A 19,381-nucleotide genomic window follows, 5' to 3' on the forward strand; every position below is an offset into this window, starting at 1 on the left:
CTTAAACGAGCGGGTCGATCCGCGCCCGCAACACGACGCTGAGGCCCGGCGCGCGGTCGCGATAGTCGATCGTTCCGTCCAGCTGACCGACCAGGCTCTTGATCATCATCGAGCCGAAACCCTTGCCGGCCAGATGCCCGCCGGCGCCCTCGTCCTCCACCGTCATGCGGAAGAAGGCGCCGTCTTCTTCGAATCGAATGCAGAGCGGGCCCGGCTTGCCGCCATAGGCGTACTTCTGGGCGTTGATGATCAGTTCGGTCAGGATCAGGCCGATGGTGATGGCGCGGCCGGGCTCGATGCAGACGGGATCCAGGTCCGTCTCCAGGGCCGCAACCCAGTCCGGCCCCATGCTGGAGCCCAGATCGCCGATCAGCTCGCCGATGTAGCGGCTCATGTCGATGGTCGTGACCTGATCGCTCAGATACAGCCGACTATGGACCGCAGACACGGCGCGCACCCGTCGCCGCGCCTCGTTCAGCGCGGTCGCGGCCGAGCCGCCCGCCTGTTCTCGCGCCTGAAGGCCCAGGAAGCTGGACACCAGCGTCAGGCTGTTCTGTACCCGGTGGTTCACCTCGCGGATCAGATACTGCTGCTGCTCCAGCCGCAGATCGCGCTCGGACAGGCGATCCTGCAGCGATCGGTTCAGCCGGCGGATCTGATGGACGGCGGCATAATCGGCCAGAGCGTCCCTCAGCCGCGCGGCGGACTCGACGGCGGCCGGGCCCCAGCGGTGCGCGCGGCCCGAGACGGTGTCCGACCAGCTTTCGAACGAGGCGCGCGGCGTCAGAATGGCGTTGGGGCCCGTCTTCTCCGCCGTTGCGGGATTGCCGGCCCAGCGCACTGTCTCCAGCACCTCCGAGCGGAACCACAGCAACGAAACCTGCTGATCCAGAGGCAGGGTCACGGCCAGCAGCCCGCTGGCGTGCGTCTTCCACGCCTCGGCGGCCGGCAGGATCGAGGACAGGTGATGCGACGAGACGGGGCGCAGGCCCGGCCGTCCCGCGACCCAGGCGGCGATGGCGCGCACGCCGTCTTCGGGCGGCGTATGGCCGAAGGTCTGGATGTCGCCCTCGCTGACGATGGCCAGACCGGCGGCGCTGGTCAACTGCATCAGGGCGTCGGCTTTTTCGCCCAGCGCCTCTCGCATCGGCCGGTCCGGCGACAGCCGCGACAGCAGTTCGTCCTCCATCCGCCGCAGGCGCGTGCGCTCGCGATAGAGGTCGGCGTCGCTTCGGGACTTCAGCTGTCGCGCCAGATTGCGCGCCAGGGCCGTGCACCCCACGCGCAGCTCATAGGGCAGCAGTTTGGGCGAGGCGTTGTGGCAGGCCACCAGCCCCCACAGGGCGTCATCGACGATGATCGACACGGAAGCCGAGGCCCGAACGTCCATGTTGCGCAGATATTGCAGATGGATCGGCGACACCGAGCGCAGGCCGCTGTCGCTCATGTCCAGCGGCGCCTCGCCGGGCGCAATGGGGCGCAGCGGCTGGGGCGTATAACGGCTGTCGGGAATGACCCGCACCGGGTTGCGAAGATAAAGGGCGCGCGCCTGCTGGGGGATGTCAGTGGCGGGGAAATGGTGGTTCAGGAAAGAGCCGGACCCATCGGCGCGGCTTTCGGCCACGACCTGACCCGCCTCGTCGTCCTGGAAGCGATAGATCATCACCCGGTCGAAACCGGTCAGGCGACGGAAGGCGTCCGCCGCCCGCTCGCACACCGTCTGGATGGTCACCGCCCGTTCCAGCGCGGCGCCAGCGGCGTCCAGACTGGCGATCAGATCGACGCCGAGCCGAGCCTGCTGTGAGCTCTGCTCGACCTCGATGATCATCAGATCGTTGATCGCCCCAGCGGTCGTGCCGGGCGCGCGGTGCACGACGACGTCGTATTCCAGGCGATTGGTCGCGCGCCAGCGACAGGCGAAGCCGGCCTCCTGATGCGCGGCCATGGCGCGCACGGCCCGGTCGGCGACATCGCCGAGCACGTCGGCGACGGTGCGGTCCATCCAGACCTTGCGGCCGGTCAGCTCCTCGATGGCACCCGCCCCCTGCCGAATGGTCAGGGATTGCAGATCCAGCACCAGCATGAAGCCGTGCGGCTGGATCGATTGAGGAATATGGATCGGCTCGCGATCACACTCGTTCAGCGCGGTGTCGGCCGGGTCGAGCGTCTCGGTCATGCCGCGACCTCCTGCGGCTGGGGTTGCAAGGTGCGGTGGGCGAAGGCGAAACCGTCGATGCCGCCCTTCACCACCTGATCGATCGTGACAAGGCCGCTAGCGCAGGCCCGGTCCAGCAAATCCATGAAGGCGCGCCAGCGTGCGCCGGTCTCTTCGCCATAGGGATCCAGAAAGCCGAGGCCCTCCAAATCGCGACCCTCGGCGGCCAGCCGCCGTCGAATGATCCGACCGCCCAGCATCGACCCTTCGGCCACATAGACCCATCCCAGGGCTTCGCCGGCTGAGGCGGGCGCCGCCGGACGCGCGGGCGAGGGAACGCGCTGGCCCAGTATGGTCAGGTCCTGGGCGATCCCATGCGCGCGTGATCGCGGTTCGAAATCGGCGTCCAGTTCGCTGTTCAACGCCGCTGTCAGCGGATGGCTGAGCGGCTCCAGTCCGGCATGGAAGCGGTAAAACGCCGCCACGGTCGCCCCACGCGTGGCGGGGTCCGACAGACGCGGCTCGATCCGGGCCTGGACTTCCAGGGTTTCGTGCGCTGAGGCGGTGGCTTCCCGAAGGGCGAGAAGGGCAGGGGAAGCGATCATGGGGTTCAGATTAACACACTGTCTTGTCTTGTCGATTTGCACAGGCCAGAAGGCGCGAACCAACACGGAACGGCCCGGATCGCGTGGCGTTCACCAGCGACCTTCTCATCTCCCTTTGATCGGCGGATTTTCATGAAACTGCGCGTCCGCGCCGAACTCGTCTATCGTTTCGATCCGCCGACGGACGCCATCTACAAGATCCAGGTCGCCCACTGGCCGGGCCAGGACATCCTGGAAGAGACCCTGACCTTCGACCCGCCGGTCGATTTTCACGAGGACGAGGACATCGACTTCGGCGCCCGCACCCTGCGCTGCCACGTCGAGGGCGAGGTCAAGCTGACCTATGAGGCGGTGGTCGAGAACGGCGTGTTGAAGGGACTGCCGCCCAGCGTATCCCAGCATGATTGGGGCGAGTTGCCCGCCGAGGTCCTGCCCTATCTCCAGCCCAGCCGCTATTGCCCGTCGGACCAGTTCGGCCGCTTCGTGACGCGCGAGTTCGGCGACACGGCGGGCGGCGCGCGCGTGCTGGCGATCCTGAACTGGATCGGCGAGAACGTCGATTACGAGCACGGCGTGTCGGACACTGAAACCACGGCGGCGCGAACCTTCATCGACCGGGCCGGCGTGTGCCGCGACTTCACACATCTGGGCATGACGCTATGCCGGGCGTCGGGCATTCCTGCGCGCGCGGTCAGCGCCTTCGCCCACCAACTTAGCCCGCCCGACTTCCACGCCATCTTCGAGGTCTGGCTGGACAACGGCTGGTGGCTGGTCGATCCGACAGGCTTGGCGCCGGTCGAGGGTCTGGTGCGGATCGCCTGCGGGCGCGACGCGGCGGACATCGCCTTCCTGACGACGCAGGAGCGCTGTCAGATGGTGCGCCAGTCGGTGACGGTGGCCGAGGCCTGACCGGCCGCTACTTCGCCTTCTGCGCCGCCTTGTAGGCCTGAAGCGCGTCGATCACGTCCATCTGGCGCAGCACCTTGTTCTGCGGATCGATCAGGACGTGGGCGCCGGCCGGAACCGCGATCTGGCCGCGCCCGCCCGTCATGACCACGGTCTGAACGCGCCCGTCGATCTCGACCTCCAGCGGCATCGGTAAGACACCGCCGTCGCCCGTCGTCCACTCCAGCTTCAGCGCGCCGCCGTCGCGGTTCTGGGTCAGCATCGGCAGGGCGGCGTTGTAGAGATAGCCGCGGAAGAACCAGCCATAGTCCTGGCCCGTGACGTCGTTGATGATCGTCAGGAAGTCGCCGGTGGACCGGTACAGCGGCGCGAAATTGCCCGGCCGGGGGTCGGGTCGTCCGTAGACCAGACGGGTAATCGCCTCGTGAAAAGCGGCGTCGCCGATCAGCATCCGCAGCGAATGGCTGATCAACGAGCCCTTGTTGTAGATGTCGAGGCCCGGCCCGACATCGCCCTTGCAGACCTCGTCTTCCGTCTTGGGCGTGCCTGAAACGACGGGATATGTGTTGATCAGCCCCTCGCGCTGATTGGCCAGTTCGCGCTGCATATAGCGGTCGCCCAGCAGCCAGCGGGCGTAGAGCGGCTGCATGTACGACCCCAGCCCTTCATGCAGCCACATGTCGTCGGCGTTCTGATTGGTCAGCTGATTGCCGAACCATTCGTGGGCGAACTCGTGCTGCAACAGCCAGTCATAGCCGCGCCCGTCGATCTTGTAGCCGTTGCCATAGGCATTGATCGTCTGGTGCTCCATGCCCAAGTGCGGGGTCTCGACCACGCCCATCTTCTCGTCGCCGAAGGGGAAGGGGCCGACGGTGGCTTCGAAGAAGTCCAGCATCTTGGGGAACTGGGCGAACAGGCCATGGACCTGTTCGGGCGTGTCCGATTTCAGATGCCAGTAGCGCATGGGGATCGTGTTGCCGAACCGGCTGGCGTACTCGCCCGACACCTCTTCATAGGGCCCGACGTTCAGCGCGATGGCGTAGGTGTTGGGCGATTTCGCCGACCAGTTCCAGGTGGTCCAGCCATCGCCGTGATCGACCTTGCCCAGGAAGCGGCCGTTGGACGGCGCAGACAGCTCGGATGGGACGGTGATGTGCAGATCGACGCGGGCCGGCTCGCCGTGCGGGCTGTCGATGCAGGGCCAGAAGATGTCGCAGCCCTCGCCCTGAACCGCCGTGGCGATCCATGGCTCGCCCGACGGCGCGGTGGACCAGACGAAGCCGCCGTCCCACGGCGCACGGGGCGCCACGCGCGGCTGACCGGCGTATGCGACGCGCAGGGAAACCGACCGGCCCGTGGCCAGGGTCTCGGGCAGTTGCACCGTCAGCCGGCCTTCGGGGTTGGACCAACGATCGACAGCCACCTCGACCCCGTCGATCTGGACCGAGGAAATGGTCAGCAGCGTGTCCAGCTCGACGACCAGAGCGGTTAGGGGCGCCTTGGCGGTGAAGTCCAGCACGGCGACCGCGTCGATGGCCTTGTCGTCAGGCAGGACCTTGATCGACAAATCGGCCTTGTCGAACTGCATCGCCTGCTGTTCCGGCGTCAGCGGCTGATCGGTGGCCAAGGTGAAGGCGGTCGACTCGCGCGGCGTCGGCGCCGGCTGGGCCACGGTGGCGCAGGCCGACAGGGTCAGGGCGCTGGCTGCGGCCAAAAGCAAGATCTTGATGCGCATGAAGCCGTCCCTCTCTGAGGCGACAGGCTAGCGCGGGCGGGCAATGGCGCAAAGAAAAAGGCCGGTGTTTCCACCGGCCTCTTCCAGAACTCTATGTCGCGGTCGCCGATCAGGCGGCGGCTTGTTCGGCCAGCTTGGCGCGAATCTGGCGCTTGATGCGCTGAGCGGCGATCGACAGCTGCTCGTCGCGAGCCTTGACGATGAAGACGTCCAGGCCGCCCTTGTAGTCCAGGGTGCGCAGCGCGGCGTTCGAGATGCGCAGGCTGAACGTCTGGCCCAGGGCTTCCGACGTGACCTTGACCGTCTTCAGCGACGGCAGGAAGCGGCGCTTGGTCTTGATGTTCGAGTGGCTCACGTTGTGGCCGACCATGGGGCCGATACCGGTGAGTTCGCAACGACGCGACATCGTCAGATCCTTAAGGTGCGGCGTCCAGCCCGAGCATGGGAGAGGACGCATGAAACAGTTGCGCGCGGGAACCAGCCCGCGCGAGAGGGGGCCGTATAAGGGAAGAGGCGGTTCGGCGTCAAGCCGAGTCTGGACCCATCGTCCCACGCCTCGTTCAGCCGTCATTCAAATGCCGCCCTGTATGGCCCATATGATGACGACCTCAAAAGAGACCCAAGCAGAACAGAAGGCTTCCATGTCCCGTCCGTCCTTGATCGATCGCCTGCCCAAGCGCGCGCTCGCCGTCCTGGCCCCGGTGATGGCCGGCGGCTTCATGCTGGCCTCGCCCGCTATCGCTCCGGCCCAGACCGCGGCTCAGTCCGAAGTCCTGCCCGGCTACTGGGAATACACCACCAGCGCGGTGGGCCAGCGCGACACTGAGCAAAAGTGCGTGCGGCCCAGCGAGATCAACCGATTCTTCGGCGGCCTGTCGACCAACAAATGGCGTTGCACCTATCCGACCCGCGTGGTCGGCAACGGCAACGCCCGCTTCGAGGGAACCTGCCAGGATCGCAAGGGTCGCCGCATCGCCGTTCGCCTGAACGGCACCTACACCGAAACCAGCTTTAGCTTCCGTGGCGGCGCCCAGATCGTGCGTGGCACCCCCTATATCCCCGCCAGCATCACGGCGCGCCGCATCAGCGCCCAGTGCCCGGCCAACGCCGAATACTTCTGACGCGGCTCTGCGACACGCATCAAAAAAGGCCCCGGATCGCTCGGGGCCTTTTCTTTTGTTCGAGGTCGAAGCTTAGGCGGCTTCGGCGGTCGGGACCGGCTTCTTGGCGCTGAGCGACTTGGCGAGCAGCTCAACGGCGGCGTCCTTGTCGATCTTGTTGGCGGCGGCGACTTCGCGCGCCATGCGGTCCAGGGCCGATTCATAGAGCTGGCGCTCCGAATACGACTGTTCCGGCTGGGTGTCGGCACGGTGCAGGTCGCGGACCACTTCGGCGATGGAGATCAGGTCGCCCGAGTTGATCTTGGCTTCGTATTCCTGGGCGCGACGTGACCACATGGTGCGCTTGATGCGCGCGCGGCCCTTCAGGGTGGTCAGGGCCTTGGTCACGACGTCGTCGGCGGCCAGCGAACGCAGACCGGCCGTCACGGCCTTCTTGGTCGGGACGCGCAGGGTCATCTTCTCGTGGTCGAAGGTCACGACATAGACCTCCAGCGACATGCCCGCGACTTCCTGGGTCTCGATCGCCGCCACCTTGCCAACGCCGTGCGCCGGATAGACGACCGCGTCGCCAACCTTGAACTCCAGACCAGTCTTGCTCGTCATAATCGTCCTTTCCCGGTCAGGGCCGGGCGAAACGAAGGCGCAGGAAACGCAAACAGGATCTCATCCGCCGGATCGCTCCGTCGGAGGGGATGATGTCAGGCGTCAAAAGCGGAAACGGATCACCAAACCTCTGGCCGATCCCGTCTAGGGCGGGATTCTGTCGCAAACACGGGCGGCGCGAAGATTTCGCGGACCGCCCGATCCAATGAAACAGAACCTATCACAAATCTGCGGAATTTCAAAACGTCCACAGGGCGGACGTGCAAATACGGCAAGGCTTGAGCGCCGCCAGTCCTGAAATCAGGAACCCTTGCCCGGCTTGGGGCTGAAGTATTTCTCGTATTTGCCGGTTTCGCGCTCGTACTGCTCGCGGTCGGCGGGAGGCGTGCCCTTGACGGTGATGTTCGGCCAGACCTTGGCGTATTCCGCGTTGACCTGAAGCCATTTGCCGTCGGGCTCGTCCTCGGTGTCCGGCACGATCGCGTCGACCGGGCATTCCGGTTCGCACACGCCGCAGTCGATGCATTCGTCCGGCGCGATCACCAGAAAGTTCTCGCCCTCGTAGAAGCAGTCCACCGGACACACCTCGACGCAGTCCATGAACTTACATTTCACGCAGGCGTCGGTGACGATGTAGGTCATTGGGCGAAAAACGGGTGTCGGTCTGTGGGCGGGAGGCCTGCGACATGGCGGCCACGCAACCAACTGTCAACAGCGCGGCTTAAGGCGAGAGCCATTCGCAGCGCCTTGACAGAACAGCGCCTAATCGCAACTGTATTGATTGCATATCCGCCCCATCGACAGGAACTCCCCATGCGCACCCCCTTCATGAAATACGCCGTCGTCGGCGCGGCCGCTATCAGCCTGGTCGCAGGCGGCGCGGTCGTGGCTCAGGCCGCTCTGACCAAGAACCCCGCCGAAGTCACCGCCGGAAACTACGATCTGGATTCCGGCCACGGCAAGATCACCTGGTCGGTCAATCACTTCGGCCTGTCGACCTATACGGGCCAGTTCGTGAACGTGAAGGCGGTGCTGAAGCTGGACCCGGCCAACCCGTCGGCCTCGACCCTGACCGCGACCATCCCGCTGACCGACGTCGCGCCCAACGACGATCGTCTGAAGACCCACCTGCAGACCGCCGACTTCTTCGACACCGCTAAATATCCGACGGCGACCTTCGTCTCTCGCTCGGTCACGGTCGACGCCGATGACGCCAACGAGGCGACAGTGGTCGGCGATCTGACCCTGAAAGGCGTGACCAAGCCCGTCACCATCGAGGTCGAGTTCAACGGCGCCGGAACCGTCATGGGCGCCTACAAGGCGGGCTTCGACGGCGAAGCGACCGTCAAGCGCTCGGACTTCGGCATCAACTACGCCCTGCCGGCCGTCTCCGACGAGGTGAAGCTGCACATCGAAGGCGAGTTCGTCATCCAGAAGTAGGGCCTGCCGCGCTGCGCGCGACTTGAGGCGGTTCTTTTGGGCCTACCGCGCTTCGCGCTGCTTGAGGCCTTTTAGACCGTAAGCGAATACAGGGCGCGGGCCTCTTCGGCGGGTCCGCGCCTTTCGCCCAGCCCCTCGACCTTCAGGCTGGTGACGCGTCCGTTCTGGGCGAAGGTCAGCAGGTCGCCGACGTGAACGCACCGGCTGGGCTTGTCGAGCCGCGTCTCGCGCCCCTGATGCGTCAGCCGCACCGCCCCCCGCTCCACCAGACCGGCCGCCAGGCCGCGCGTCTTCACGAACCGCGCGCGCCACAGCCAGATGTCGATGCGACAGGCGTTCTCGTTCAAGCCTTCGCCTTTCGACGCGGACGACGACGCTTGGGCCGCGCCGGGGGCGCCTCCGTCAGGGCGGCGAGGGCGGCGAAGGGCGAGTCCTTCACGATCTTCGGCGCTGCGCCCGGCTTGTCGGGCAGGCGGGCGCGTTCGACCTTCAGGGCGGCGATGATCTGTTTCGCCTGATCAGAACGCCAGCCCAGATCCGTCAGGGCCTCGTCGGACAGCCGACCGTGATTGGCGGCCCGCAACTCGGCCATCTTCTCCAGCGTCTCGACCGGCGCCAGCCACCGTCCCGCCAATCGCAATCCGTGCGCGGACAGCAGACGCGCCGAGGGCGGCTCCACGGGCGCGGGGATCAGATCGGGCGTCGCCGGGATCAGCGGCGCGGCGACGAAGGCTTGGGCGAAATGGCGCGCGCGCGGCTTCTGAAGGCCGGGCAGCCACACCGAATGCACCCCGATGCGGATGGCGAAACTGCGCAGGGTGCGGCGCTCGACCTGGCTGAGCGCGGCCAGATCGCGCTCGACCTCGCGCCGGTCGATCACGCCGCCGGCCTCGATCAGACGGAAGGCGATACCGCGCGGCAGGCCCTTCAAGGTCCCCGACTCCACCGCCTGACGCAGCCGTCGCAGATCACGCAGCGCACGGCCCGCTTCCGCCGCCAGCCACGCCTCGATCCGGCGCTGGGCGCGCTCGCGGGCGGGCGTCGGCCCCAGATCGCCCAGCAGGCGCACGGAGGGCGTAAAGGGATCGACCCCTTGCGGCGTCGCATTGATCTGCGCCGTCAGCACGCCGCGCCACAGCACCGCCCCGTCCGGCGTGACCGAAAAGCCGTCGTCGGTCTCGGCCGCCAGACGCCCCAGCCGCCGATTGATCTCGGGCGTCACCGCACGCACGGCGGCCTGACGCAGGGTGCGGTCTTCCAGGGCCGACAAACCCTTCTCCATCTGGAACCGAACGCCCTCCAGCTGGCCGACGACCTGACCCTCGACCGTGACCTCGCCGTCATCGGCGACGCCGGCAAACGTGTCTTCGCGCACGTTCAGCGCCCGCATCAGGGCGGTGGTGCGGCGATCCACGAACCGGGCGGTCAGCCGCTCGTGCAGCACATCGGACAGCCGGTCTTCCAGCGCGCGGGTCTTGTCGCGCCAGCCTTGCGCGTCATGGACCCAGTCCGGCCGGTTGGCGATGTAGGACAGGGTGCGCACCGCCGACAGCCGCGCCGACAGCTGGTCGATCTGACCGTCGTCGCGATCCACGAAGGCGAATCGCGGCGCCATCCAGTCGTCGGTCAGCCGGCCTCGCTTGCCGGTCAGGGCGTGGAAGACGTCCTTGGCCAGCCGGGCGTGTTCATCCAGCGTCGTCTTCTGGAAGTCGGGCAACTGGCACGCCTCCCACAAACGCATGACCGCCCCGCGCGAGCGCCCCACGCGCGCGATTTCCTCGTCCTTGATCAGGCGACGCAGCAGGGTCTCGTCCAGCGCCTCCGCCGTCAGGCTCAGCCCCGAACGCTGCGGCGTCACCGTCAGCGAACGCAGCAGATCGGGCAGGGTGTCGAAATCCAGCCGGGCGTTCCGCCACTCCGCCGCCTCGATCGGATCGAACCGATGCTCGACCACCTGTTCGACCAGATCGGGATCCAGATCCTCGGCCTCGGCCGTGACGCCGAAGGTGCCGTCACGCAGATGTCGGCCCGCCCGCCCGGCGATCTGGCCGATCTCATGGGCGTAAAGCCAGCGGGTGCGCCGCCCGTCGAACTTTCTCAGGCCCGCGAAGGCGACATGGTCCACGTCCATGTTCAGCCCCATGCCGATGGCGTCGGTGGCGACGAGGAAATCAACCTCGCCCGACTGATACAGCGCCACCTGGGCGTTGCGGGTGCGAGGGGACAGGCTGCCCATCACCACCGCCGCGCCGCCGCGCTGACGCCGGATCAGTTCAGCGATGGCGTAGACGCGGTCGGTCGAGAAGGCGACGATGGCGCTGCGGCGGGGCAGGCGGGTCAGCTTCTTGGAGCCCGCATAGGACAGGGTGGACAACCGGTCGCGCGTCACGATCTCAACGTCCGGGACCAGGCGGCGGATCAGCGGCTCCATGGTTCCGGCGCCCAGGAACATCGTCTCGAACCGGCCGCGCGCGTGCAGCAGCCGCTGGGTGAAGACGTGGCCGCGTTCGGGGTCGGCGACCAACTGGATTTCGTCGATGGCCAGAAACTCGACCGATCGCTCCAGCGGCATGGCCTCGACGGTGCAGACGAAATAGTGCGGGCGCGGAGGGACGATCTTTTCCTCGCCGGTGATCAGGGCGACGGCCGCCGCGCCGCGCTGTTTGACGATCCGCTCATAGATCTCGCGCGCCAGCAGACGCAGCGGCAGCCCGATCATGCCCGAGGCGTGACCCAGCATCCGCTCGACCGCCAGATGGGTCTTGCCGGTGTTGGTGGGCCCCAGAACCGCAGTCACGCGGGACGGGGCGAGGCCTGCGGACCGGTCGCTCATGTCGAGACTAAGGTGGCGACGAATCTCGTCCGGCTCAAGCGTCGCCGGCGCGCATTCCGATCCGGACCAGGGTGGACAGGTTCGCGGCCTGCATTTTCGTCATCACCTTGGCGCGAAAGATTTCCACCGTGCGCGGGCTGATCTCCAGCCTCTGCGCGATCTCCTTGTTGGAACAGCCGTCGATCAGGGCGTCGAAGACCTGCCGCTCACGCGGGGTCAGGGTGTCCAGTCGGGCCTTGGCGTCCTCGCGCGCGATCCGCTCGGCCTCCAGACTGGTCAGGGAGGCCAGGCAGCTGGAAACCGCGTCCAGCATTCGCTGCGGATCGAACGGCTTTTCGACGAAATCTACGACGCCCGCCTTCATCAACTGAACCGCCAGCGTCACCTCCCCATGACCCGTGATGACGATCACCGGCCAGGTGTCGCCGCGCAGGCTTTTCAGACGCCCGACCAGCTCGGAACCCTGAAGTCCCGGCATCCGCACATCGGTGATGACGCAGGCGCTGCGGTCTTCGGGCAGATTGTCCAGAAAGTCGTCGGCGCTGACGAAACTGCGCGCCCGGTAGCCCGCCCCGCGCAGCATCAGCACCAGGGCGTCGCGCATGGCAGGGTCGTCGTCGATGATGAAAACGGAGTGCGGGCTCATCAGATTTCGGACTCCGTTGGACGCGGCAGACGAAACGAAAAGGTCGCTCCACCCTGAGAATTCCGGCTGACGACCAGGGTCGCGCCATGGCTCTCGACGATTGAACGCGTGACCGACAGCCCCAGACCCATGCCGCCGGCCTTGGTCGTCGCCATCGGGTGAAAGATGCTGTCGATTCTGTCGTCGGGGATGCCGTCGCCATTGTCGCACACCGCGATCTCATAGCCGTCCGCGCCCAGCGTCCGGCCGGTCACCGTCACCCGCGCGCCCTCGCGTCCGATGACGGCGTCCACGGCGTTGCGTACCAGATTGGCCAGCGCCTGCTGAATCTGGATGCGGTCGGCCAGAACCTGGTCGTCGTTCTCTTCGACATCTAGAGCGATCGTCGTGTCGGTGTCCTGTCCCGTCAGGGCGAAGACCGGCGCCAAGTCCAGGACGATCAGCGAGGCGCGCTCTTCGGTGAAGGACCGCGAACCTGTGGCGACCTGTTCGCGCATGCGCCGAATGATGTCACCCGCGCGCAGCAACTGGGTCTTGGCCAGATCGATGGTCTTGGCCGGCCCTTCCGCGACCGTTCCCAGCCGGGTCAGTTCGGCCTGGCCGGCATGCAAATAAACGGTGGCGGCGGTCAGCGGCTGGTTCAGTTCGTGGGCCAGGGTCGCAGCCATTTCCCCCATTGAGTTCAGACGCCAGACGCTGCTGAGCTTGTCGTTCAGGTCGCGCTCGCCCTTGCGGATCGTCTCGGCCTGGCTTTGATCGCCCAGCGTCAGCACGATGTGTTCGGGAGCGATGTCGTCGGGCAGGACATTGGCGTGAAGCGTCAGCGGCGGCCCGGGTGTATTTATACTCCCGCTCGTCCAAGGGCCGGAGGAGGGGCTCAGCACCTCGCCCCCTTGGCGAGCCTTCGCCAGGGCCGCGTCGTCGAAGCCGGGCAGCAGAGATTCGAAAGGCTGCGCCATCGCCGCCTCTCGATCCACGCGCAGCAGATCGGCGGCGGCCGGGGTCACGCGGCGCGTCCGCCCCTCACGATCCAGCGTCACGATCGGCGTCGTGGCCACGATGGTGTCGAGCAGCATCTCGCGCAGCGCTAGGTCGCGCGTCAGGGCGCGGGCCTGTTCCAGGGCGTCGATCAGCCGACGACAGACCTCGGCGATGACCCAGGCGATGACCGCGAAAAGCGCGGCGTTGGTCGCCGCATCCAGCACGCTTTCGCGATGCACCAGCCACAGATTGGCCCCGATGGCCAACAGGATCGCCAGCGCAACCGCTCCTCTTTGCGCCAGCAGAGCCGTAACAATCACCGCCGGGACCAGCGGCAGATAATAGAAGTTTCCAAACGGTTCGAGCGCGCTACGAACCAGTGTCGCCACAAGGACAGCCAGGCACGCGATCAAGACCCCGCTCCACCATGTCCTGGACCTGAAGATCATGTCTTCGTGCTGTTCCTGGGTCGCTGGATATATTTCACCGGAGTGTGAAATCGGATGCGAAAACTCGCCTGACCTTTAGCCAACAGGCGTCGCCGCTTTTTTGACAATTTTTGTATAGGCGCATTTCGACTACGTGAACATACGTATTCGCTCAAATTCGGTTTGGAGTGGCTCGCCCCCTGCCACCGACGCGGCTTGGACGCCGCGCGACACACCTCATGGGTTACGCAATCCTACATACGCTCCGGTTCAGATTTAATATTAATCATCGCCTCATCCTTGGGCTTCAGAATGCAGAAGCTTCAGGGATCACCATGTTTCGTTCGTCAGCCTTCTTTGTTGTCGCGGCAGTAGGCCTCGCAGCACCGATTACCTCCCAGGCCCAATCGTTCGGCCTCGATGTCGGTGTCGCCAGCCAGTATGTCGGCAAAGGGCTGGGCAAGAGCAATCAGGACGTTGCGCCTTTCGCCAAGGCCGAAGCCGGCTTCGGCGAAGGCTACGCCAGCGTCTTCGTCTCTGACGCCGCCGGATCGCAAGGCTACGACATGGAAATCGTCAGCATGGTCGGGTGGCGACCCAAGGCGGGCGGTTTCACCTTCGATCTGGGGGTCATGAACCGCGACCTGCCAGGGTCGCGCGCCGGCGTCGACAAAAACTACTGGGAATATCAGGCGGACGCTTCACGCAAGCTGGACCCCGTGGCGACGCGCCTGCGCGTCAACTATTCGCCCGACGGCTTTGCGGCGACGAAAGAGGCTTGGTGGCTGGAGTTGCAAGGCACGGTCGCCGTCGCCGCCAAGACGAAGATTTCGGCCGCAGTCGCCAACCGCATGGCCGACGGCGGTGTCGATTACAACGCCTGGAACGTCGGCGCCAAACAGAAGCTGACTGACGCCTTGGCCGTCGATCTGCGCTGGTACGACACCGACCGCCACAGCGCAGGCGAACCCTACGAGGGTCGTCTCGTCGCCGCCGCCACCTATTCGTTCTGAGTTACCGATCCATCGGGGGATGCTGAGTTGAAGTTGATTGAAAATATGCCCGTCGGCCGCAAGCTGTTCGCGGCCTTTGGTCTCGTTCTGGCGGCGATCGCCGTCATGGGCGCCGTCGTCATCGCCAGCCTGCTTCAGCTGGAGAAGGCCGGCGAAGTCCGCACGGTGGAAAACCAGGCCAATCGCACCACGGCGACGGCCGAGTTCTACATGGCCCGCCAGGAGAACGCTTTCCGCGGCTACCTCCTGTCTCAGGATCCCTACTATATCGAGCGCGTCGATGCGCACCGCGCCAAATTCCTGGCGGCGATGGACGAGCTGCGCGGCGAACTGCCCGCCGATCGCGCCGCCCTGGTCGACAAGGCCGTGGAAGGCAATGCGACCTGGTACAAGAACGTCGTCGAAACCGGCTCGGCGATGGTGCGCGATGGCCGCGCGGCCCAGGCCGTTCAAATGGTCGGCCGCAACGGAACGGCCGACAACTACGTCGCGCCGGTCGAAGACACGATCGACCAGATCAAGACGGCCAACGATGTGGCGCGCAAGGCCTCGACCGAAGCTCAGGCCGCCGCCAGCCGCACCGCGCTGATCGCCACGATCGTCGGTTTGATCGCAGCCTTGGTGATCGCCGTCATCGCCGGTTTCGTCGCGACGCGCTCCATCGTGCGCCCGATCTTCACGATGATCGGCTATATGCAAAAGCTGATGGCCGGCGACACCGACATCAGGGTCGCCAGCGCCGAGCGCAAGGATGAGTTCGGCAGGATGGGCCAGGCCATCGTGGCCTTCCGCGACGCCGCGATCGAAAAGGTCCGCGTCGAGCGGGACGCCCTGTCGCAGCGCTCGATGTCCGAGCAGGAACGCGCCGAACGCGAGGCCGAAAAGGCGCGCGAGGCCGCCGAGGACGCCCAGGCCATCGGCGCCCTGGGCCAGGGTCTGTCGGCCATGGCCAATGGAGACCTGACCTATCGGATCGAAATCGACTTCAACGCCAAGACCGAGCAACTGAAGTCCGACTTCAACGCCGCCATCTCCCAGCTGCAGCAGGCCGTCTCGGTCGTGGTCAACAATGTCTCGGGCATCCGTTCGGGCGCCGGCGAAATCTCGCAGGCCGCCGACGATCTTTCGCGCCGCACCGAACAGCAGGCCGCGTCGCTGGAAGAAACGGCTGCGGCCCTGGATGAAATCACCGCCACGGTGAACAAGACCGCCTCGGGCGCCCGCCAGGCCTCCGACGTGGTTCAGGCCGCGCGCGGTGACGCCGAAAAGAGCGGCATCATCGTCCGCGACGCTGTCCAGGCCATGACCGCCATCGAAGGCTCGTCCAACCAGATCAATCAGATCATCGGCGTGATCGACGAGATCGCCTTCCAGACCAACCTGCTGGCCCTGAACGCGGGCGTCGAGGCCGCACGCGCCGGCGAGGCCGGTCGCGGCTTCGCGGTCGTCGCCTCGGAAGTACGGGCTCTGGCCCAGCGTTCGGCCGAGGCCGCCAAGGAGATCAAGACCCTGATCTCGGCCTCGACCGGCCAGGTCGGCTCGGGCGTCAAACTGGTCGGCGAGACCGGCGAGGCCCTGCAACGGATCGTGGACCGGGTCGCCGAGATCGACAGCCTGGTCACGGAGATCGCCGCCTCGGCGCAGGAACAGGCCGTCGGCCTGGCCCAGGTCAACACCGCCGTGAACCAGATGGATCAGGTCACCCAGCAGAACGCCGCCATGGTCGAGCAATCGACCGCCGCCAGCCATTCGCTGGCCCAGGAAGCCGAGAGCCTGCAAGCCTCGGTGGCCCAGTTCCGCGTCGGCGCCTCGTCGCCGCGCGCCGCTGCGCCTGCGCCGGGTCGCGCGCCTGCGCCCGTCGCCAAGCCCGCTGCTCGCTCCAGCCACATGGTGGCCGCGCTGAAGACCATCGGCCGTGGCGGCGCTGCGCCCAAGCCTCAAGCCGCCGCCGTCGAAGACGGTTGGGAGGAGTTCTGATGACCGAAACCCTGATCCTGTCCGACGTGCTGGACCTGAATGCGGCCGAACCGCTGAAGGCGGAACTGCTGGCTCTGCGCGGTCATCCGGTGATCCTGGACGCCTCTGCGGTCCAGCGCCTGGGCGGCCTGTGCCTGCAGATCCTGATGTCGGCGCGAAAGACGTGGGCGGCAGACGGCGTCAACCTAAGTTTAGGGTCTGTGTCCCAATATTGGACGGAACAATGGGCGGCCTATGGCGCGCCGGACTTCAACACCGAGGGGGCGTTGGCATGACCAAGACCGTTCTGACGATCGACGATTCACGCACCATGCGCGACATGCTGCTGATGGCGCTGGAAGACGCGGGCTATACCGTGATCCAGGCGGTGGACGGCGTGGACGGTCTGGAGACCCTGGCGTCCAAGGGCGCGGACGTCATCATCACCGACATCAACATGCCGCGCATGGACGGCTTCGGCGTCATCGAGGGCGTGCGCGCCGATCCGAACCACCGCACGACCCCGGTGCTGGTGCTGACGACCGAGAGCGACGTCGAGAAGAAGGCGCGCGCCCGCGCCGCCGGCGCCACCGGCTGGATCGTCAAGCCGTTCGACCCCGCCAAGCTGGTGGACGCCGTCCGCCGCGTCGCCGCCTGATCGCCTAACTCTGATCGCTGAAGCCCGCCGGACCCCGACCTAATGGACGCCTTCGAAGCCATCAAAGCCACCTTCTTCCAGGAATGCGACGAACTGCTCGCAGACCTGGAAGCCAAGCTGATGCTGCTTGAACAGGGTCAGACCGACCTGGAGACGATCAACGCCGTCTTCCGCGCCGTCCATTCGGTCAAGGGCGGGGCAGGGGCCTTCGGCCTGGAGGCCTTGGTCCGGTTCGCCCACGTCTTCGAGACCCTGATGGACGAATTGCGCGCGGGCCGTAAGCCGTGCGACGCGATCACCATCAAGACCCTGCTGCGCGCCTCCGACGTGCTGGCCGACCACATCCAGGCCGCGCAAGGGTTGATCCCGCCGGTGGACGAGGCGCGGTCCGCCGCCCTGGTCGCCGAAATGCAGGTCCTGACCCATGGCGGCGAGGCGCCGGTCGAGGTCGAGGAAGACGAAGACGACTTCGGCTTCACCCCCATGGCCTTCGACATGGCGCTGGATGAGCCCGCGCCCCTGCCCATCGCGGACCTGGGCGTCGATCTGGGCGCCGACGCGCCGTCGGTCGGCTGGCGCATCGTGTTCAAGCCGATGGGCCGGATGTACGTGAACGCCAACGAGACCAGCCTGCTGCTGCGCGAGCTGGGTCGTCTCGGCCCGGTCACGGTCGTTGTGGACGACAGCGAGACGCCGACGCTGGACGCGCTGTCGATCGAGGACGGCTGCCTGACCTGGACGGTCGATCTGGCCGCCGCCGTCGATGAGGCGGCCGTGCGCGAGGTCTTCGACTTCGTCGAAAGCGACTGCGACCTGACCATCACGCCACTGGGCGCCGGTGGTGACGAACTCGCTGCGTTCGAAGACGAACCGGCCGCCGTCCTGCCCGCCAGCGACGACCTGGATATCGCCGCCCTCCTGGCCAAGGCCTCCGGCGCCGCCGCCGAACCGCCGGCCGAGGTCGTGCCGTTCGCTCCCCTGGAGCCCGAGCCGGCGCCGGCCCCGATCGCCGCTGCGCCGGTCGTCGAGCCGGTTGCTGTCCCTGTCGCCGCACCCGTGGCGGCGACACCCGCGCCGGCTTCTGCTCCCGTTGCGCCTGCGCCGGTGACGATCCGCGTCGATCTTGATCGGGTTGATCGCCTGATCAACGTCGTCGGCGAACTGGTCATCCAGCAGGCGATGCTGTCGCAACGCGTGTTGGAAAGCGGCCTGGCCCGCTCGTCGGGCATCGCGCTCGGCCTCGAAGATCTGGAACTGCTGACCCGCGAGATTCAGGACAGCGTCATGGCCATCCGCGCCCAGCCGGTGAAGTCGGTGTTCCAGCGTATGCCGCGCCTGGTCCGCGAAGTCGCCGACATGGTTTCCAAACAGGTCCGTCTGGTCACGGCCGGCGAGGACACCGAGGTCGATAAGACCGTGGTCGAACGCCTGGCCGAGCCCATCACCCATATGCTGCGCAACGCCATCGACCACGGGCTGGAAACGCCCGAAGAGCGCGTCGCCGCCGGCAAGCCGGCCGAGGGCACGGTGCGTCTCGCGGCCCTGCACCGCTCGGGTCGGATCGTCATCGAAATCTCCGACGACGGACGCGGCATCAACCGCGAACGCGTCAAGAAGATCGCCGTCGACAAGGGTCTGATCGCCGCCGACGCGCCCCTGACCGACGAGCAGATCGACAATCTGATCTTCGCGCCGGGCTTCTCCACCGCCGCCGTCGTGTCCGACATCTCGGGGCGGGGCGTGGGCATGGACGTGGTCAAACGCTCGATCCAGGCCCTGGGCGGCCGCATCTCCATCAGCTCGGTTCCGGGCAAGGGCTCGACCTTCACCCTCAGCCTGCCGCTGACGCTGGCGGTGCTGGACGGCATGGTCGTCGCCGCCGCCGAACAGACGCTGATCGCGCCGCTGCCGGCCATCGTCGAGAGCCTGACTCCGCAAGCCGTCGACCTGCACTTCGTCGGCGGGGTGGATCCGGTGATCCGCTTCCGCGATCGCTTCCTGCCGCTGATCGACGTGGCCCTGATCATGGGCTTCCGCGAACAGCCGATGAACCCGACCGAGGGCGTCGCCGTGGTCGTCGAGACCGAAGGCGGCCAGCAGGCGGCCCTGCTGTTCGACGCCATCCAGGGCCAGCGCCAGGTGGTCATCAAGAGCCTGGAAACCAACTACCAGCAGGTCGAGGGCGTCGCCGCCGCCACCATCCTGGGCGACGGGCGCGTCGCCCTGATCCTGGATGTCGATGTGCTGGTCACCGACATGCGCCGCAAATCCGTCCGTCCCGACTTCAAGCTCGCGAGCTGA

Annotated in this window: 18 protein-coding genes; 8 read left to right on the forward strand and 10 right to left on the reverse strand. The window is 66.5% G+C overall.

Going from position 1 to position 19,381, the window contains the following annotated elements; translation table 11 throughout:
* Position 1 precedes the first annotated feature (1 nt).
* Both Q9R14_RS15090 and Q9R14_RS15095 read right to left on the reverse strand, forming a co-directional pair.
* The gene (locus tag Q9R14_RS15090; RefSeq protein WP_306002910.1) at positions 2-2,176 is read right to left on the reverse strand and encodes a histidine kinase dimerization/phosphoacceptor domain -containing protein; all 2,175 of its coding nucleotides are present in this window, start codon (positions 2,174-2,176) and stop codon (positions 2-4) included.
* Positions 2,173-2,760: a biliverdin-producing heme oxygenase gene (locus tag Q9R14_RS15095; RefSeq protein WP_306002911.1), complete on the reverse strand. Its 588-nt coding sequence runs from the start codon at positions 2,758-2,760 to the stop codon at positions 2,173-2,175. Before Q9R14_RS15095 ends, Q9R14_RS15090 begins: the two co-directional genes overlap by 4 nt.
* A gap of 132 nt (positions 2,761-2,892) precedes the next feature.
* Here Q9R14_RS15095 and Q9R14_RS15100 point away from each other — a divergent pair, with 132 nt between their 5' ends.
* Complete coding sequence (locus Q9R14_RS15100; RefSeq protein ID WP_306002912.1) at positions 2,893-3,669, forward strand: transglutaminase family protein; 777 nt, start codon at positions 2,893-2,895, stop codon at positions 3,667-3,669.
* Between the two features lie 7 nt (positions 3,670-3,676).
* On the opposite strand, the gene Q9R14_RS15105 is transcribed toward Q9R14_RS15100, so the two are convergent.
* Both Q9R14_RS15105 and rpmB read right to left on the reverse strand, forming a co-directional pair.
* Positions 3,677-5,401, reverse strand: coding sequence for a M1 family metallopeptidase (locus Q9R14_RS15105; protein ID WP_306002913.1), 1,725 nt, complete (start codon positions 5,399-5,401; stop codon positions 3,677-3,679).
* Positions 5,402-5,510: 109 nt separating this feature from the next.
* Positions 5,511-5,807 (reverse strand): 50S ribosomal protein L28, encoded by a 297-nt coding sequence (rpmB, locus tag Q9R14_RS15110; RefSeq protein WP_026108540.1) that lies wholly within the window; start codon positions 5,805-5,807, stop codon positions 5,511-5,513.
* Between the two features lie 235 nt (positions 5,808-6,042).
* On the opposite strand from rpmB, the gene Q9R14_RS15115 reads away from it, so the two are divergent.
* The gene (locus Q9R14_RS15115) at positions 6,043-6,522 is read left to right on the forward strand and encodes a DUF3617 family protein (RefSeq protein WP_038294089.1); all 480 of its coding nucleotides are present in this window, start codon (positions 6,043-6,045) and stop codon (positions 6,520-6,522) included.
* A 72-nt stretch (positions 6,523-6,594) separates the two neighbouring features.
* Here the strand turns inward: Q9R14_RS15115 and Q9R14_RS15120 are convergent, their stop codons facing one another.
* Both Q9R14_RS15120 and fdxA read right to left on the reverse strand, forming a co-directional pair.
* The gene (locus Q9R14_RS15120; protein ID WP_017505911.1) at positions 6,595-7,125 is read right to left on the reverse strand and encodes a CarD family transcriptional regulator; all 531 of its coding nucleotides are present in this window, start codon (positions 7,123-7,125) and stop codon (positions 6,595-6,597) included.
* Positions 7,126-7,425: 300 nt separating this feature from the next.
* Positions 7,426-7,767, reverse strand: coding sequence for a ferredoxin FdxA (fdxA, locus tag Q9R14_RS15125; RefSeq protein ID WP_017505910.1), 342 nt, complete (start codon positions 7,765-7,767; stop codon positions 7,426-7,428).
* A 171-nt stretch (positions 7,768-7,938) separates the two neighbouring features.
* On the opposite strand from fdxA, the gene Q9R14_RS15130 reads away from it, so the two are divergent.
* Positions 7,939-8,565 carry a YceI family protein gene (locus Q9R14_RS15130; RefSeq protein ID WP_306002914.1) on the forward strand — a complete coding sequence of 209 codons (627 nt, stop codon included), beginning with the start codon at positions 7,939-7,941 and terminating at the stop codon, positions 8,563-8,565.
* A gap of 71 nt (positions 8,566-8,636) precedes the next feature.
* Here Q9R14_RS15130 and Q9R14_RS15135 read toward each other — a convergent pair whose 3' ends face one another.
* From Q9R14_RS15135 to Q9R14_RS15150, 4 genes are read right to left on the reverse strand one after another with little or no spacing between them, the layout of a single operon-like run.
* Positions 8,637-8,912 (reverse strand): RNA-binding S4 domain-containing protein, encoded by a 276-nt coding sequence (locus tag Q9R14_RS15135; protein WP_039246231.1) that lies wholly within the window; start codon positions 8,910-8,912, stop codon positions 8,637-8,639.
* Positions 8,909-11,398, reverse strand: a complete 2,490-nt coding sequence (locus tag Q9R14_RS15140) for a helicase-related protein (RefSeq protein WP_306002915.1) — start codon at positions 11,396-11,398, stop codon at positions 8,909-8,911. Before Q9R14_RS15140 ends, Q9R14_RS15135 begins: the two co-directional genes overlap by 4 nt.
* A gap of 34 nt (positions 11,399-11,432) precedes the next feature.
* Positions 11,433-12,044 (reverse strand): response regulator FixJ, encoded by a 612-nt coding sequence (gene fixJ / locus Q9R14_RS15145; RefSeq protein WP_039246224.1) that lies wholly within the window; start codon positions 12,042-12,044, stop codon positions 11,433-11,435.
* Entirely contained in the window at positions 12,044-13,438 is a 1,395-nt protein-coding gene (locus Q9R14_RS15150; protein WP_306002916.1) for a nitrogen regulation protein NR(II), read from the reverse strand. The genes fixJ and Q9R14_RS15150 overlap by 1 nt, the downstream gene beginning before the upstream one ends.
* Positions 13,439-13,788: 350 nt before the next feature.
* On the opposite strand from Q9R14_RS15150, the gene Q9R14_RS15155 reads away from it, so the two are divergent.
* From Q9R14_RS15155 to Q9R14_RS15175, 5 genes are read left to right on the forward strand one after another with little or no spacing between them, the layout of a single operon-like run.
* The gene (locus tag Q9R14_RS15155; RefSeq protein ID WP_306002917.1) at positions 13,789-14,466 is read left to right on the forward strand and encodes a TorF family putative porin; all 678 of its coding nucleotides are present in this window, start codon (positions 13,789-13,791) and stop codon (positions 14,464-14,466) included.
* A gap of 27 nt (positions 14,467-14,493) precedes the next feature.
* Positions 14,494-16,443, forward strand: coding sequence for a methyl-accepting chemotaxis protein (locus Q9R14_RS15160; protein WP_371929732.1), 1,950 nt, complete (start codon positions 14,494-14,496; stop codon positions 16,441-16,443).
* Positions 16,443-16,718, forward strand: a complete 276-nt coding sequence (locus Q9R14_RS15165) for an STAS domain-containing protein (protein ID WP_306002918.1) — start codon at positions 16,443-16,445, stop codon at positions 16,716-16,718. Before Q9R14_RS15160 ends, Q9R14_RS15165 begins: the two co-directional genes overlap by 1 nt.
* On the forward strand, positions 16,715-17,080 hold the full coding sequence (locus Q9R14_RS15170; RefSeq protein ID WP_039246220.1) for a response regulator: 366 nt from the start codon (positions 16,715-16,717) through the stop codon (positions 17,078-17,080). The genes Q9R14_RS15165 and Q9R14_RS15170 overlap by 4 nt, the downstream gene beginning before the upstream one ends.
* 42 nt (positions 17,081-17,122) lie before the next feature.
* A complete protein-coding gene (locus Q9R14_RS15175) occupies positions 17,123-19,381 on the forward strand; it encodes a chemotaxis protein CheA (protein WP_306002919.1) in 2,259 nt (752 codons plus the stop codon).

This window comes from Brevundimonas sp. C43, assembly GCF_030732185.1.
GTDB lineage: Bacteria > Pseudomonadota > Alphaproteobacteria > Caulobacterales > Caulobacteraceae > Brevundimonas > Brevundimonas diminuta_C.